Origin of the sequence: Novosphingobium colocasiae (assembly GCF_014652555.1) — a bacterium.
In the GTDB taxonomy this organism is placed as follows: domain Bacteria; phylum Pseudomonadota; class Alphaproteobacteria; order Sphingomonadales; family Sphingomonadaceae; genus Novosphingobium; species Novosphingobium colocasiae.
Genome location: NZ_BMZA01000001.1, coordinates 432,765 through 447,548, shown reverse-complemented (window position 1 = coordinate 447,548; position 14,784 = coordinate 432,765). Strand labels below are relative to the sequence as shown.

Annotated in this window: 19 protein-coding genes; 8 read left to right on the top strand and 11 right to left on the bottom strand. The window is 67.9% G+C overall.

The genetic code is table 11. The annotated features are described in order from the left end of the window. Positions 1-19 precede the first annotated feature (19 nt). Complete coding sequence (locus tag IE122_RS02225; RefSeq protein ID WP_189619442.1) at positions 20-364, bottom strand: hypothetical protein; 345 nt, start codon at positions 362-364, stop codon at positions 20-22. Positions 365-419: 55 nt separating this feature from the next. After that, on the bottom strand, positions 420-1,094 hold the full coding sequence (locus tag IE122_RS02220) for a response regulator transcription factor (RefSeq protein ID WP_189619441.1): 675 nt from the start codon (positions 1,092-1,094) through the stop codon (positions 420-422). Positions 1,095-1,270: 176 nt separating this feature from the next. Between IE122_RS02220 and IE122_RS02215 the strand changes: the two genes are divergently transcribed. Next, positions 1,271-2,239: a UDP-2,3-diacylglucosamine diphosphatase gene (locus IE122_RS02215; protein WP_229813650.1), complete on the top strand. Its 969-nt coding sequence runs from the start codon at positions 1,271-1,273 to the stop codon at positions 2,237-2,239. Next, complete coding sequence (locus tag IE122_RS02210; protein WP_189619440.1) at positions 2,236-3,303, top strand: glycosyltransferase family 4 protein; 1,068 nt, start codon at positions 2,236-2,238, stop codon at positions 3,301-3,303. Before IE122_RS02215 ends, IE122_RS02210 begins: the two co-directional genes overlap by 4 nt. 54 nt (positions 3,304-3,357) lie before the next feature. Here the strand turns inward: IE122_RS02210 and IE122_RS02205 are convergent, their stop codons facing one another. The 9 genes from IE122_RS02205 to IE122_RS02165 form a co-directional block, all read right to left on the bottom strand. Further along, the gene (locus IE122_RS02205) at positions 3,358-4,200 is read right to left on the bottom strand and encodes an SDR family NAD(P)-dependent oxidoreductase (protein WP_189619439.1); all 843 of its coding nucleotides are present in this window, start codon (positions 4,198-4,200) and stop codon (positions 3,358-3,360) included. Positions 4,201-4,562: 362 nt separating this feature from the next. After that, positions 4,563-5,339, bottom strand: coding sequence for a sigma-70 family RNA polymerase sigma factor (locus IE122_RS02200; protein ID WP_189619438.1), 777 nt, complete (start codon positions 5,337-5,339; stop codon positions 4,563-4,565). After that, a complete protein-coding gene (locus tag IE122_RS02195) occupies positions 5,336-7,456 on the bottom strand; it encodes a flagellar biosynthesis protein FlhA (RefSeq protein ID WP_189619739.1) in 2,121 nt (706 codons plus the stop codon). The genes IE122_RS02200 and IE122_RS02195 overlap by 4 nt, the downstream gene beginning before the upstream one ends. 5 nt (positions 7,457-7,461) lie before the next feature. Beyond that, positions 7,462-8,385 (bottom strand): transglycosylase SLT domain-containing protein, encoded by a 924-nt coding sequence (locus IE122_RS02190; RefSeq protein ID WP_229813648.1) that lies wholly within the window; start codon positions 8,383-8,385, stop codon positions 7,462-7,464. A 90-nt stretch (positions 8,386-8,475) separates the two neighbouring features. Then, positions 8,476-8,847: a flagellar protein FlgN gene (locus IE122_RS02185; RefSeq protein ID WP_308430387.1), complete on the bottom strand. Its 372-nt coding sequence runs from the start codon at positions 8,845-8,847 to the stop codon at positions 8,476-8,478. Then, positions 8,844-9,161, bottom strand: a complete 318-nt coding sequence (locus IE122_RS02180; RefSeq protein WP_189619437.1) for a flagellar biosynthesis anti-sigma factor FlgM — start codon at positions 9,159-9,161, stop codon at positions 8,844-8,846. The genes IE122_RS02185 and IE122_RS02180 overlap by 4 nt, the downstream gene beginning before the upstream one ends. 90 nt (positions 9,162-9,251) lie before the next feature. Next, positions 9,252-9,794 (bottom strand): flagella basal body P-ring formation protein FlgA, encoded by a 543-nt coding sequence (locus IE122_RS02175; protein WP_189619436.1) that lies wholly within the window; start codon positions 9,792-9,794, stop codon positions 9,252-9,254. 56 nt (positions 9,795-9,850) lie between these two features. Further along, the gene (locus IE122_RS02170) at positions 9,851-10,270 is read right to left on the bottom strand and encodes a hypothetical protein (protein ID WP_189619435.1); all 420 of its coding nucleotides are present in this window, start codon (positions 10,268-10,270) and stop codon (positions 9,851-9,853) included. Next, the gene (locus tag IE122_RS02165; RefSeq protein ID WP_229813646.1) at positions 10,267-11,001 is read right to left on the bottom strand and encodes a MotA/TolQ/ExbB proton channel family protein; all 735 of its coding nucleotides are present in this window, start codon (positions 10,999-11,001) and stop codon (positions 10,267-10,269) included. Before IE122_RS02165 ends, IE122_RS02170 begins: the two co-directional genes overlap by 4 nt. Before the next feature lie 172 nt (positions 11,002-11,173). Here IE122_RS02165 and flgB point away from each other — a divergent pair, with 172 nt between their 5' ends. The 6 genes from flgB to flgG are packed head-to-tail and all read left to right on the top strand — an operon-like array spanning position 11,174 to position 14,651. Next, positions 11,174-11,521 (top strand): flagellar basal body rod protein FlgB, encoded by a 348-nt coding sequence (gene flgB, locus IE122_RS02160; RefSeq protein WP_189619434.1) that lies wholly within the window; start codon positions 11,174-11,176, stop codon positions 11,519-11,521. Positions 11,522-11,523: 2 nt separating this feature from the next. Next, positions 11,524-11,928: a flagellar basal body rod protein FlgC gene (flgC, locus tag IE122_RS02155; RefSeq protein WP_189619433.1), complete on the top strand. Its 405-nt coding sequence runs from the start codon at positions 11,524-11,526 to the stop codon at positions 11,926-11,928. Then, positions 11,925-12,245, top strand: coding sequence for a flagellar hook assembly protein FlgD (locus tag IE122_RS02150; RefSeq protein ID WP_189619432.1), 321 nt, complete (start codon positions 11,925-11,927; stop codon positions 12,243-12,245). Before flgC ends, IE122_RS02150 begins: the two co-directional genes overlap by 4 nt. A 12-nt stretch (positions 12,246-12,257) precedes the next feature. Beyond that, positions 12,258-13,070 carry a flagellar hook-basal body protein gene (locus IE122_RS02145; protein ID WP_189619431.1) on the top strand — a complete coding sequence of 271 codons (813 nt, stop codon included), beginning with the start codon at positions 12,258-12,260 and terminating at the stop codon, positions 13,068-13,070. A 21-nt stretch (positions 13,071-13,091) separates the two neighbouring features. Further along, a complete protein-coding gene (locus IE122_RS02140; RefSeq protein ID WP_189619430.1) occupies positions 13,092-13,844 on the top strand; it encodes a flagellar basal-body rod protein FlgF in 753 nt (250 codons plus the stop codon). Positions 13,845-13,862: 18 nt separating this feature from the next. Next, the gene (flgG, locus tag IE122_RS02135) at positions 13,863-14,651 is read left to right on the top strand and encodes a flagellar basal-body rod protein FlgG (RefSeq protein WP_189619429.1); all 789 of its coding nucleotides are present in this window, start codon (positions 13,863-13,865) and stop codon (positions 14,649-14,651) included. Positions 14,652-14,784: the final 133 nt, after the last annotated feature.

The window sequence follows — 14,784 nt, the reverse complement described above, 5'->3', positions numbered from 1 at the left end:
AGCGGGGTGGGCACGGACCTCAATGTGGTTCGGTCGCATCTCCTGTGTCGGTCCGCTCGTAATGGACCGTCACAATAGATCCAAGGACAGCGATCCCCAACCACGACAAGACCGCCAGTGCCTGCGTGTTCTGGCCGGAGAAACTCAGAAACAGGAATAAAAGCACGCCAGACGCAGCCGCCAGCCGATAAAATGATCGGCGCGGTCGATCCGTCTTAAGCTCGATCAGAGCAAAAGCCGCGACAACCGCTACGACGACAAATGCCTGAGCGAGCGAACGAATGGAGTAACCGGCTACAGCAAAGAACATCACACATAGCCAGATGCCGAAAATCCATTGCTTCCGGGTTGGCCAGCGTTTCATGGCAACCTTATGCAGGTCGCCCGCGATATTCACAAGATACCGATATCTCCAGACCTCACACCGTGTCGAACACATACCCCAGCGACCGCACCGTGCGCAGCGGGTTGCCCGCTCCCGCAGCCTTGAGCGCGCGGCGCAGGCGGCCGATCCAGACATCCACCGTGCGTTCGTCTATCGCCGGTTCCTGCTTGCCGAGCGCGGCGATGAGCTGGGTGCGGGTGAAGACCCGGCCGGGGTGCTCTACAAAGTAGCGCAGCAGGCGGAATTCGTTCGGCATCAGCGGGATCGCCTTGCTCTCGAACCGGGCCTGATAGGCGGCGACATCCACCGTCAGGCCGCCCAGTTCGATCAGCCGGATGCCGACGATCTCCTGTTCGCCCAGATTAGCGCCCAGCACCCGGTCGAGCAGCGCGGTGCGGCTGAGCGGGCCGACGATGTAATCGTCCGCGCCCATGCGCAGCGCGCGCTTGCGGTCTTCCTGGTTATCCTCTTCCAGCACCACGGTCAGATGGGCGTGGGCAGTCTGGCTGTCGGCGCGCAGGCGGCGGCACAGTTCAAGGCCGGACATCTGCGGCAGCACCCAGTCGACGAACATCCACAAGGCACCTTCGATCAGCGGCAGGTCGGAAGGGTCGGACCAGCGGTGCAGCGCGACTTCGAGATCGTCGTGACGGAACGGTGCCATCCCGCCGACCAGATCGCTCGTCAACAGGATGTCTATTCGCCGCATTGCCCCGTCACGCTGCCCTGAAATCCGATGGTCGAGAGGGCTATTGCCCGCAGACTATGACCGGTGGGTGACAGATCGATGACGAACTCGTGAAATCGTCGGCGCGGGCGGGTTTGTCACAAAACTGACCGCTAACCGTCACCGCCGCGCAACGCCGGCATGGCAACAAGGGGGACATGAGCAAACCAGACCAAGGCGAGCGCATGCACGGCACCGATGACCTGCATCCCCGCTCGAAGCCGGCCCCGCACGCGGCCGCCGCCATCGCCCGATCGCTTGCCGGGACCGACATTCCCGGCTGGCTCGATCTTCCAGACCCCAAGGGATTTCGCCCCAAGCGCAAATACCGCACCATCTGGATTTCCGACATCCACCTCGGCACGCGCGGATGCAATGCCGCGATGCTGGTCGATTTCCTGCGATCGGTAGAATGCCAGACACTCTACCTCGTCGGCGATATCGTCGATGGCTGGCGGCTGAAAAAGGGCTGGTACTGGCCCGACGCGCATAACGAAGTGGTGCGCCGCATCCTCAAGATGGCGCACCGTGGCACCCGGGTGGTGTTCATCGCCGGCAATCACGACGAGATGCTGCGCGATTATGCCGGGATGACCTTCGGCGGGGTGGAACTGGTGCTGGAAGCCACCCACGTCACCGCCGATGGCCGCCGCCTGCTGGTAACCCACGGCGACGCCTTCGACGGCGTGGTGCTTTACCACAAGTGGCTCGCGTTCCTGGGGGACAAGGCCTACGGCCTGCTGCTGCGGCTCAACATCGTCTTCAATGCCATGCGCCGCCGGCTGCACATGCCCTACTGGTCGCTGTCGGCTTACATGAAGAAGCGGGTCAAGAACGCGGTCGCCTTCATCTGCAGCTTCGAGGAAGCGGTGGCCGGCGAAGCGATCCAGCGCGGTTACGACGGTGTGGTCTGCGGCCACATCCACAGCGCCGAGATCCGCGAGTTCAACGGCATCACCTATTACAACGATGGCGACTGGGTAGAGAGCTGTACCGCGCTGGCCGAAGACATGACCGGCCACATCGCCATCATCGACTGGCTGGCCGAAACCGGCGGCGCTTCGGGTGACCATGCCAGGGGCCGCGCCGCCGCGCCATCGCGCGCCGATGCGGAAACCGTCGCTTGAAGCTGGCCCTCGCCACCGACGCCTGGCTGCCGCAGGTCAACGGCGTCGTCCGCTCGCTCACCGCCACCCTCGATCACGTCCGCGCCGCCGGGCATAGTTTGGAAACGGTCACGCCGGACCGCTTCCTGACCGTGCCGATGCCCGGCTATGCCTCGATCCGGCTGGCGATGGCCCCGCGCTTCGGCGTGCGCCGCATGCTGGACCGGGTGCGCCCCGACATCATCCATATCGCCACCGAAGGCCCGATCGGCTGGGCCGCGCGGGGCTGGTGCCTGTCGCGCGGAGTGCCGTTCACCAGTGCCTTTCACACCCGCTTCCCCGAATACGCGGCTGTGCGCACCGGCATCAGCGCAGAACGGTTCTGGCCGATCATGCAGCGCTTCCACGCCCCCAGCCGCGCGGTACTGGTATCGACCGCCACCCTTGCGGCTGAACTGGAGGCGCGCGGCATCGGCCCGACCCGGCGCTGGAGCCGGGGCATAGACCAGCGACTGTTCCGTCCCGACGGCCCGCGCCACCCGGGAATGACCGCCCTGCCCGGCCCGGTGCTGCTCAACGTGGGTCGGGTCGCCCCCGAAAAGAACCTGGAAGCGTTCCTTGATGCCGATGTTCCGGGCAGCAAGGTGGTGGTCGGCGATGGTCCCGCTCTTGAGGTGCTACGCCGGCGCTATCCGCACGTCATGTTCCTCGGCGCGCTGGCGGGGGAGGAACTGGCGAGTGCCTATCGCGCCGCCGATTGCTTCGTCTTCCCCAGCCTGACCGACACCTTCGGGTTGGTGGTGATCGAGGCACTGGCCTGCGGCGTACCGGTGGCCGGCTTCCCGGTGACCGGCCCGATCGACATCCTGGGCGCTGACGGCCGGGGCACCGAAGCGCCGCTGCCCGCCCCCGGCGGCGCGCTCGACACCAACCTTGCCGCCGCGATCACCCGCGCCCTGGCGTGCCGGCGCGAGGATGCGCTGGCGCTGGGCAGTCTCTATACGTGGGAACGGGCGACCGGGCAGTTCATGAACGCCATCGTCGAAGCGCTCGATACGGCCCGCCAGATCGCCGAAGCCGCCTGACGACAACCGGGGCGACGGCCCGAAAGCCGCCGCCCGGATCGTTCCCCGGATCGTTCAGCGCGCGCCCTGGCGGAAGTCTTCGGCCGCCTGCACCACATCGACCGCAAAGCTGCCCATGGTCACCGCCGTGCAGCCGCCGTCCACCGGGATCGCCACGCCGCTGACATAGGACGCGGCATCGCTGGCGAGGAAGCAGAACACTTCGGCGATATCCTGGGGAAGGCCAAGACGCCCGGCGGGCATCTTCGGGCCGAGCTGCTTGTGGAGATACCCTTCGAAAGCCGGAGAATCCGCGGCAGGCACGCCGAACGACGCGGCCATGATCGGGGTCATAATGACGCCGGGGCAGATCGCGTTGGAGCGGATGCCGTGACGCCCCAGTTCGACCACCGCCTGATGGATGACGCCGATGACCGCGTGCTTGGCGATGGTATAGCCGGCTGCCGACCAGCCACCCTCCAGCCCTGCCGCGCTCGACGTCGAGACGATCGAGCCGCCGCCGCCCTGCTTGATGAACTGGCGCGCCGCATACTTGTGGCCCAGCGTCACCGAGGTGGTCAGCAGCGCCAGCGTCTTTTCCATGTCCTGCGCGGTGATATCGAGCATCGAGGCGGGCGAGCCCAGCGCCCCGGCGTTGTTGAAGATGGCATCAAGCCGGCCGAAGCTGGTAACGGCGGCATCGACCATCGCGGCGATGGCGTCTTCCTGCATCACGTTGGTGTGCTGGTACACCGCCGCGCTCTTGAACCGATCGACCAGCGCGTTGCCCTGATCGTCCTGGATATCGCCGATCACAACCCGCGCGCCTTCCTCGATCGCACGCTCGACGCTGGCAAGCCCGATCCCGCTGACGCCACCGGTGATGATGACGACCTTTCCGTCCAGACGACCTGACATTGCATTCTCTCCTCAGATGAGCCCGCTGATTCACCGATCAGGTCCGGGCACACCCGATTACGAAGCCTGACCATCTGGTGCAACGAAATCCGATGATCTTTTGAATATGGCGGCCATAGGGCGGCGCGATGCTGGTGTGGATGGCGATAAGGGGAAAGATGCTTTGGCCGCTGTCGCGCTTTGGTGGCAGGCATTCGTGGGCGCGGCACGATGGATGCTGAAACGAGTTCAGCATGACAGAAATAGGTGAATTCGCGCCGTATCAATCTGAATTAAAATCACAATTTTCGTCCTGAACTTGTTTCAGGGTCCATCCCTCAGTTTAAGCCGTAGCGTGGGGGACCGAGCAATCAGCGCGACCACTACAGCACATCCGCCACCCCCTCCAACGCCTCGCGCAGCTTCGCCAGCGCCTGGGCCTTCAACTGGTGGACGCGCGGGATGCTGACTTGCAGGACCGCAGCGATTTCCGACAGGTTCAGCTCCTCGACGAAATAGAGCTGGACGATCAGCCGCAGACGTTCGGGCAGATCGGTGATCGCCTCCACCACCGCTTCGCGCGCTTCCTCGTCCATCAGCATCGACAGGCTGTCGGGCCGCTCATCGGCGAAGGCGGCATTGCTGTCCGAGTAGACCTCGTCGATCGATTCGAAACGCAGCGGCTGCGTCGCATCGCGCAGGGGCGCAAGTTCCGCCTCGGCGATGCCGAGCGCGGCGGCCAGTTCGTGCGGGTGCGGCTCGCGCCCCAGTTCAACGCGCATCGCCGTTTCCTTTGCCGCCAGCGCCCGCCGCCGCTCGGTTGCACCGCGCGACATCGGCACCGCACGGCGGATCAGATCGACCATCGCCCCGCGCACGCGCATCTTGGCATAAGCGGCGAACCCGTCCTCGCCGGGCCCCTGGTGGCGCTGGGCGCATTCGGTCAGCGCCACCAGCCCGGCCTGCATCAAGTCTTCCAGTTCGATGCCCGGCCGGCCGCCGCCATGGACGTGCCAGGCCAGCCGGCGGACCATCGGCAGGAACCGGCGAACCCTGTCGGCGACATCGCCCTGATAGGCTCCGTTCACCCGCCGGGCGCGGGGTGTCGGGGGGCGTGCTACCGCGTCGGGCGAATAGAAGGCGGCTTGGTCTTGTTTCATGCGGCCATGCTTTCAGGGCTGTGCATCATCTCCGGGCGGGGCAGGCCCGGTGGCGGCGCGATCGGCTGCGCGCCGATCACCTCGATCACCTCGATCGGCTGCGACGGCGGCAGTTCGGCGATGGAAAGGACAAGGCACCCCGGCGCGCGCAGCCGCAGCAGCGCCGCCAGCGTGCGGCGCGCGCGCGGCTGGACCACCAGCGCCAGCGGGATCGCCGCCGTGCCCCGCTCCGCCAGCAGGAACGCCACCCGCTCGCCGATCATGCGCGCCAGATCGGGTTCGATCACCGGCTGGCCGGTCAGCGGATCGTGCATGCCTTGCATGATCGCCCCCTCCAGCCCGGCGTCGAGCGTAAGTACCGGGAGGCGTTCATGCGGCGGGCAGACGCGGCCGACGATCAACGCGCCCAGATCGGCGCGGACCAGCTCGACCAGCCGGTCGAATTCCGACGATTGCTGCACCGCGCGCGACAGGCTGGCGAAGATCGGCAGCGGGTGGGCCAGCGAAATGCCGTCCTCCAGCAGCGTGCGCAGCAGCCGGGTCAGCGCCGCCAGCGACAGCGGCTGCGGCGTGACCGTTTCGACCAGCCCCGCCGTATGGTCTTTGAGCGCATCGACCAGTTGCTTGACCTCGTCCGGGCCGAGCAGGTCCTGCGGCCGTTCGGACAGAAGCTGGTTGAGGTGGGTGGCGATCACGGTTCCCGCGTCCACCGTCAGGAACCCTTCGGCGATGGCATGATCGCGCGCGGCGGGATCGATCCACAATGCGGGGCAGCCGAAGCTGGGGTCGATCGTCGCCTCGCCGCGCAGGCTGTGGCCGGGCCGTGCCTCTCCGGCGTCGATGGCGAGCACCCGGTCGGGCCGCACCGCCGCCCCGCCCAGGTTCACGCCGCCCACCACCACCCGGTATTCATGCGGCGGCATGTCGAGCGCGTCGCGCACCCGGAACTGCGGGACGATGAAGCCGAACGCTTGGCTGAGCTGCTTGCGCACCCCGGTCACCCGGCTCACCAGCGGCGATCCGCGCCGGTCATCGACAAGCTGGACCAGCCCGTAGCCCAGCTCGATCGTGACCAGCGTGTGGTCCGATACCTCGTCCAACGCGATGCGGGCGGGATCGGGCGCGGGTTCCGGCCCGGTCAGGTCCAGCAGCGGTGCGGCGCGGCGCTTGCGCAGGGCGTGCCAGATCCACAGCACGATGCCGGCGGTGGGCAGGAAGATCGTCTGCGGCATCGCCGGGATCATCCCGATCACCGCCAGCATCACCCCGACCGGCAGCCAGGTGGACGGATCGGCGAACTGGCCGCCGATCTGCCCCGCAAGGTCGCGGCTGTCGGAGACGCGGGTGACGATGACGGCAGCGGCGATAGACAGCAGCAGCGATGGCACCTGCGCCACCAGCGCATCGCCGATCGCCAGCGTGATGTATGCCTTGGCGGCATCGCCCGCCGACATCTGGTGGCTGATCATGCCGAGGCAGAAGCCCGCGACGATATTGACCGCCAGGATCAGCAGCGCGGCGATGGCATCGCCCTTCACGAACTTCGACGAGCCATCCATCGAGCCGTAGAAATCGGCTTCGGTCGCCACTTCGCGGCGGCGGGCTTTCGCTTCGTCCGCCGTCATCAGCCCGGCGGCGAGATCGGCATCGATCGCCATCTGCTTGCCCGGCAGCGCATCGAGCGTGAAGCGCGCCGAGACTTCGGAGACCCGCCCCGCGCCCTTGGTCACCACCACCAGGTTGATGATGACAAGGATCAGGAACACGAAGATGCCGACCGCGAAATTGCCGCCGATGAGGAAAGCGCCGAAGGCCTCGATCACCCGGCCCGCCGCCTCCTCGCCCTCATGCCCGTGCACCAGCACCACGCGGGTGGACGCGACGTTGAGCGAGAGCCGCAGCAGCGTCGCGAACAGCAGGACCGAAGGGAACGACGAAAAATCCAGCGGCTTGCGCGCGTTCATGGCCGCCATCAGGATCGCCAGCGACAGCGCGATGTTGATGACGAACGCAATGTCGAGGACAATCGCCGGGACCGGGACGATCATCAGCACGATGAGCGTCAGGATGCCGGCGGGCAGCGCCAGTTGTCCCGGCTCACGGACGCGCGAAAGCAGCGCGTTCACAGCCCGAACCTGGCGAGCCGGGCATAAGCGGCGCGCACATTGGCGGTGCCGGGCGTGTCTGCGCCGGACCCGAAAGTCCCGCGCAGCGTTTCGGCCATGGACAGCGTGGGCGCGGTCGGCGGTGCGATGGCGGATGTGCCGGGCATCGCCGCGCGCCACTGCGCGAACTCGCGCGCGAGCGGCACCTGCGCCCGGCCGGGCATGGCGGCAACGTCCGGCAAGCCATTGCCGCCGGCCGCTTGCCAGCTTGCCGCATCCGCGCCTTCGTCCATCGCCCCGGAAACGCGGGCACGCATCAGCGCCATCACTTCGGAAACCGAGCGCGGCCCCTGGCTGCCGAAGAAGATCGCGCGGTTCGCCGCAGCCGCCTTGGGCAGCACCGCCGCCGCGCTCTGCCCCGGATCGGTGGCGAGCGCCGAGAGGAACTGCCCGGCACCCGCAGAACCCAGGAAGTGGGCCAGGTAGAGCTCGGTAGGATCGGGCGTGCGGCCCAGCGTCGCGGTCAGGTCGGCGGCATTGTCGCCCGCCAGTTCCGCCGCCATCAGCGCCGAAGCCTCGGGATCGCCGCGCAGCGCGAGGATTCGCCCGCGCATCGCCGGATCGGCCACCCGGCCGCCGTCGATCGCGCCTTGGGCCCAGTCGAGCCCGTGGGCCGCGCCGTGGCGGTCCAGCGTTTCGAGCCAGGTGCCTTCGGTGAACTGGTAAAGCCCGGTCGCACTCGATGTCGTCGCCCGGGCGGAGGGATCGAAGCCCGATTCCAGCCGGGCCTGCGCCATCAGGTACTGGAAATCGACCCCGGTTGCTTGCGCGGCGCGGGCAATCGCGCCTGTCGCCTGCGCGCGCCGATCGGCAATGCGCCCGGTCTGCGCGACCCGCAGCGACGCCGCGCGCGCAGCAATACTGTTCTGGCCTTCGCTCACTCTCTGGTTCCGGTACGGTTGCTACCGGGGCGGGTTCAGCAAGGGCCGTGCCAGTTATCACGGCGCGGGCCGGGACGAGGGGTTCGCCGGTCAGGCGCGTCCCCCGGCGCGGCCACCGATCGGCCCCGCACGCAAGGCGGCGCGGCCGGAGCCGGCGGTGCGATAGAGGTGCGGGCTGCCCGTCAGCGCATCGAGCCGGCTGGAGACATTGGCGGCGATGATGTTGCGCACCTGCCGGTTGACCTCGTTGAGGCGGCGCGCCGATTCCAGCATGCCGCGACATTCCTCGTCGATCTCGCCGGGATCGAGCGACGCGGTATCGAGCGTGCCGCACAGGCGCTCCTTGTCGCCCGCCGCGCCGACGATGCCATCAAGATCCAGCCCGGCAAGCGCCTGCCGTTCGCCTTCCAGCACGGCAAGCATTTGCCGCAGGGCGTCGCGCAAGCTGTCGGCGCGGGTCACTTGGCGCTCCGCAGCAGCACACCCGCTGCGATCATGGCGTCGGCGATGCGGGTGGGGATCACGGGATAGGTGCCGCTTTCGACCGCTTTGCGGATCACTTCCACGCGGTCGGTGTCAATCGGTGCCGCGCCCGGATCGAGCGCGGCCGAGGTTTCGACCGCCGGGCCGGCAGCGATGCCCTGGCCCTTGGCCGAAAAGCTGGTCGCCGCCGCTCCGGTGCTGACACTCGCACCGTTTTCACCGCCCGCCGCGCGGGCCAGCCTGGCGTCGATCGCGCTCGCTGCGCGTGCAGGTCCCACTTCGATAGGTGGCATTTGGCCGCTCCTTGCATCAATTCGTATGCTCAGGACGGTATTGGGCGCAGGGGTTTAAGGGGCGGATCGCGGCAATGTGCAGGTGCGGGATCAGGGCACCGGCACGGCGACGAGGCCGGGGCGGACGACCTGCCCTTGGATGGCGTCGGCCGCAGCCCGTCCGGCCGATGCGGGACGGACCGCCACCCACGCCCCGACCGGGCCCGACTGCAACGCCTCGCCGGGTTGCGAGACGGTGAAGCCCTCACCGGAAATGGCGATCGCCACGGCATCGCCGCGCCGCACCGCCAGCTCGGCGGGCGCGTCCGGGCCGGTCTGCCTCACCGGGACGAATAGCCGCCAGCCGTTGGCATCGCCGCACTGGATCACCACGCTTTCGCGGTTGGCCGAGCGCCACGACAGCGCGACGCCGGTGATGCACGGTTGCAGACGCAAACGACGGTCCAGCGGCAGCAGCGCCCCACCCGCCTGACCCGCCGCCGCGCCGGTGAACGCCGCCACTTGCCGGTCGAGCATATCGAGATCAGCAAATGCAGTGGCATGAGCGGGCACGGCGAGGACGAAGGCGGCGGCGAGGCCGGTCTGCCGCGCTTTCGCGGCGATGACGGAGCGGGGACGATAGGTCAGGGGCATGCGGAAGGTCCAATCCGGGTTCGATCTGGCCCGGCAAGCCGCAAGGACCGTGCCAGTCAACGCGCCTCGGGAGGATCGAAGGCGATTACGGCGCGGGGCGGCCCGTCGCCGGGTTCCACTACCAGCCGTGCCCGCTGGCCCGCCGCGCGCATCAGCGGATCGGCCGTGGCGAGCGCCGTCAAGGGGCCATCAGCGGCGCGATAGCGCACGATCACGGTCACCTGCTGGCGCGGATCGCCGGACTGGTTATCCAGCCAGCGGCCGAGCGGCGGCGCGCCGGGGGCGGCGATCCACACGGCCAGCGGTTCGGCGCGCGGCGATGCCAGTGCGCGGGCTTGCGGCGGGTGCATCGCGGATACCATGGGATGCTTTGGCCGGGGGACGCGATGGCCGGCTGCGGCGGCAGTGATCATGAACAGGATCAGCGACAGGTCGGCCAGCGTCGTCTGCCAGCCGATGGCGTTGCGGCTGGTCATGCGGCGGCTTCCACCTGCGGCCGCCGATTGGTCGGCAGGGCTTGCACCAACTGCTGTTCCAGCCAGTCCAGCACCTGCTGGCGGGCCCGCTCCTCCCGCGCGGCGGCGCGTGCGACCATGCGCGACAGCGGCGCGAACACGATATTGCCGAGCACCAGCCCGTAAAGCGTGGTCAGCACCGCCATCGAGATCGCGCCGGTGAAATCGCCCTCGCCGCTCTTGGGCAACTGGGTCAGCGAGACCAGCGTTCCCGCCAGCCCGAACACCGGCGACAGATCGGCCGCCAGCGTGAAGGTGCGCACCGCCCGGATGCTGCGCCCCGCCCGGCAGCGCTTGTGCAACAGGTGGACCGCCCGCAGCGCCGCGATCGAGCGCTGGCCGATCAGCGCGGCGGTGGCATCGTCCAGTTCACGGTCGCCCAGGTGCGGCGGTTCGGCGCGGATCACGCCGTCCTGCTGCATGATCCGTACATGCGCGGCGAGCGCTGCGCGCGCCTTGGCAGGATCGAACGCCGGACGCGCCAGCCGCACCAGCGCGCGCAGGGCGGCGCGGGCATCGCTCAGCCCGCAGCGCAGGACCGTGGCCAGCACGGTCCCGCCCACGACGATGGCAGCGCTCCTCGGGTCGGCCAGTTGATCGAACTGCATGATCGCATCGCGCTCCTTCACGCCGGGGACGAGGGGGGTGGCGAGCCGGCGTCCTTCAGAACCGAGAACGGCGCGGGCGCGCACTTTTCAGCGCTGGCCGACATTTGCCGCCTGTCCGGCAATGGATTGCCGCCCTGCCCGGCCGACCGCTCCTCGCAGCCCGGTTTCGTCGGTTTGGCACGCGGCTTGCTGAACAAGGCCGCGAACGCCGGATCGCAGCGACACCCGCCCGGCGGGTGCATCGGGAGCCAGTCACTTGTCGAACGACCTTTTCGGAATACACGCGGCCGCGCTGGAACTGCGTTCGCAGCGCATGGGCCTGCTCGCGTCGAACATCGCCAATGCCGGCACGCCCGGTTTCAAGGCGAAGGACATCGATTTCGCCGGGGCCCTGCGCGCCAGCGAGCGCGGGGCCGAGGTGGACCGCGCCGCCGCCGGGGCCACCCTCTACCGCGTTCCCGTCATGCCCTCGCTCGATGGCAACACCGTCGAACTGCAGAGCGAACAGGTCGCCTTTTCCGAGAATGCCGTCGGCTATTCCGCCACGCTCGAATTCATTCGCGGCCGGGTCGATACCGTGACGCGCGCGCTGCGGGGCGATTGACGATGGGCCAGCCGCTCACCCTGTTCGGCCTCGCCCAGCGCGGCATGTCCGCGCAACTGGTGCGGATGAACGCCGCCGCGTCGAACCTCGCCAACGCGGGCTCGATCTCGTCCAGCGAACAGATGGCCTACAAGCCGATCCGAGCCGTGTTCGCCGAGGATTTCGACACCGCCAGCGGCCTCGCCACCGTGCAGGTGCACGGCATCCAGCGCGAACAGGCCGCAGCGATCCGCCAGCACAATCCCGACCACCCAATGGCCGATGCCAACGGCGACACATGGACGGCCCCCGTCGATGAGAACGCCGAGATGGTCGACATGCTCGAAGCCTCCCGCCAGTACCAGAACCTGGTCGAGGCCCTTTCCACCGCCAAGCAGTTGATGCTGGACACGATGAGGCTGAAATGACCGTATCTTCCGTCACCCGGACGACCCCTTCCCAGTCCAGCGCGAAGACTTCGCTGTCCGCGCTGAACTCGGGCGATTTCCTGAAGCTGATGCTGGCCCAGATGGAACAGCAGGACCCGACCGCGCCGGTCGATCAGAAGGAGATGCTGGCGCAGATGGCGCAGTTCTCCTCGCTGTCGAACTCGCAGCAGATGGCCGACACGCTGAGCACGATGTCGGCCAAGCTCGATACGCTGGTCTCCGCCCAGGCCGCCAATTCCGCCGCCATTTCGCAGCTTGCCGCCAGCGCTGCCGGCCGGCCGACCACCGCTTCCTGAGGAGCCTGATCCATGTCCTTCTACACTTCGCTCACCGGGCTCAAGAACGCGCAGACCGACCTTTCGGTGATCTCGCACAACATCGCCAACGCCGAGACCAACGGCTTCAAGAAAAGCGACGCGACCTTTTCCGATATCATCGCCGCATCGGTGATGAGCGATCCGGGGCTGACCACCGGGATCGGCGCGCGGGTATCGGCGATCACGCAGAACTTCGCGCTGGGCCCGATCGAGCAGACCGGCTCCGCGCTGGACGCGGCGGTCAACGGCGAAGGCTTCTTTACCATCCACAACCCGCTGTCGAACGAGACGCAATACACCCGCAACGGCTCGTTCACGGTGGACGGGGCAGGCTTCATCCAGAACGCCCAAGGCTGCCGCCTTCAGGTGTTTCCGGTGAACGCCGCCGGTGCCGTCAGCGGCACTACCGTGCAGGACGCGCAGGTCCCCGCCACCAACGCCGCAGGTTCCAAATTCGCCGGGGTCAGCATCAATTCCACCGGCGCGGTGATCGCCACCTATGCCGATGGCACCAACACCACGCTCGGCGTCGTTGCCCTCGCCTCGTTCATCGCGCCGACCGGGCTCAAGCAACTGGGCAACGCGGCCTGGGCCCCCACCGGCGTGTCGGGCACCGCCACTTATGGCCAGGCCGGATCGGGCGCGTTCGGCTCGCTGCTGCCCGGCGCGCTGGAGCGGTCGAACGTCGATATCGCCGAGGAACTGGTCTCGCTGATTACCGCGCAGCGCAACTTCCAGGCCAACGCCAAGGCCGTCGATACCGCCACGCAGATCTCGCAGACCATCATCAACCTGCGGTCCTGATCAAAGCGGATCGCCTGAACCATGGACCGCCTGATCTACACCGCCGTCTCCGGCATGAACAATTCGCTCAACCGCGAACGGGTCATCGCCAGCAACATGGCCAACGCCCAGACCATCGGCTTTCGCGCCGAAGTGCTGAACGCCACGCCGATGACGCTGGAGGGGCCGCAGCTCGACGTGCGGGCGCTGTCCAGCACCGGCGTCACCGGCGCGATCATGAAGGAAGGCTCGCTCAACCGGACCGGCCGCGAGCTTGACGTGGCGATGCAGGGCGATGCCATGCTGGCGGTGTTGGGCGCGGACGGTGCCGAAAGCTATACCCGCCGGGGCGATCTTTCGGTGTCGGTCACCGGGCTGCTGCAGAACGGCGAAGGCCTGCCGGTGCTGGGCGAAGGCGGGCCGATAACGGTGCCGCCCGGCACGACGGTCAGCATCGCCCCTGACGGCGGCGTCATGATCGCCGATCCGGCCACGCCCGATCAGCCGCCGCAGCGGATCGAACGGCTCAAGCTCGTGTCTACCGCCGGCACCAGCATCCAGAAGAACCTTGCCGGCGAATTTCGCCCGCCGGCGGTCAACGGCCAGCCCGGCGTACTGCCGGTGGACGAGAACGCGCGGGTGATCCCCGGCGCGCTCGAACAATCGAACGTCAACCCGAGCGAGGTGCTGGTCGAGATGATCTCGGCCCAGCGCCTGTTTGATCTGCGCACCAAGCTGGTCGAGACGGCCAGGCAGCTCGACGAGAGCGGCGCGCGGCTGATGCGCCTGGATTAAAGGAAAAAGGAAACCGCCATGCCCAGTTCCGCCCTGCAAGTCGCCCGCACCGGGCTCGAAGCGCAGGACGCGCGGATGCGCGTCATCGCCAACAACCTCGCCAACGTATCGACCACCGCGTACAAGCGCGACCGCGCCAACTTCGCGACGCTCGCCTATCAGGACGCGCGGGTGGCGGGCGCGCAATCGTCCACCGAAACCGCCTATGCCACCGGGCTGAACCTGGGCACCGGGGTCAGCGTCCAGTCCACCACGCGGATGGAATCGCAAGGGCCGCTGCAAACCACCGGCGCGACTTTCGATGTGGCGCTGGACGGCAGCGGCTATTTCCAGGTGGCGCTGCCCGGCGGCGAGCTGGCCTATACCCGCGCCGGCAATTTCACCCGTTCGTCCGAAGGGCTGCTGGTGACGACGCAGGGCTATGCCGTGCAGCCGCCGGTCACCGTCCCCGAAGGTGCCACCTCGGTCACGATCAGCGCCGACGGCACGGTATCGGCGCAACTCGCCGGGCAGACCGATCCGTCGCAGCTTGGCCAGATCACCATCGCCACCTTCACCAACCCGGCGGGGCTGCAGGCCGCGTCGGACAATTTCCTCAAGGAAACCGGTGCCAGCGGCCCGGCCCAGGTCGGCATCGCCGGCGAAGGCGGGCGCGGCCAGATCCGCCAGGGCATGCTCGAAGGCTCGAACGTCAACATCGTCGAGGAGCTGGTCGACATGATCGAAACCCAGCGCGCTTACGAGATCAATTCCAAGATGATCTCCTCGGTCGACGAGATGCTGCGCAATGCCAACCAGACGCTCTAAAACGCCGATCCCGCAGGCGATCGCCTTTCTGCTCCCCTCCCGTTCACGGGAGGGGTCGGGGGAGGGCATGTTCGCGCGATCCGCTGTCAAAGACAGGCCCTCCCCCAGCCCCTCCCGCAGGCGGGAGGGGAGT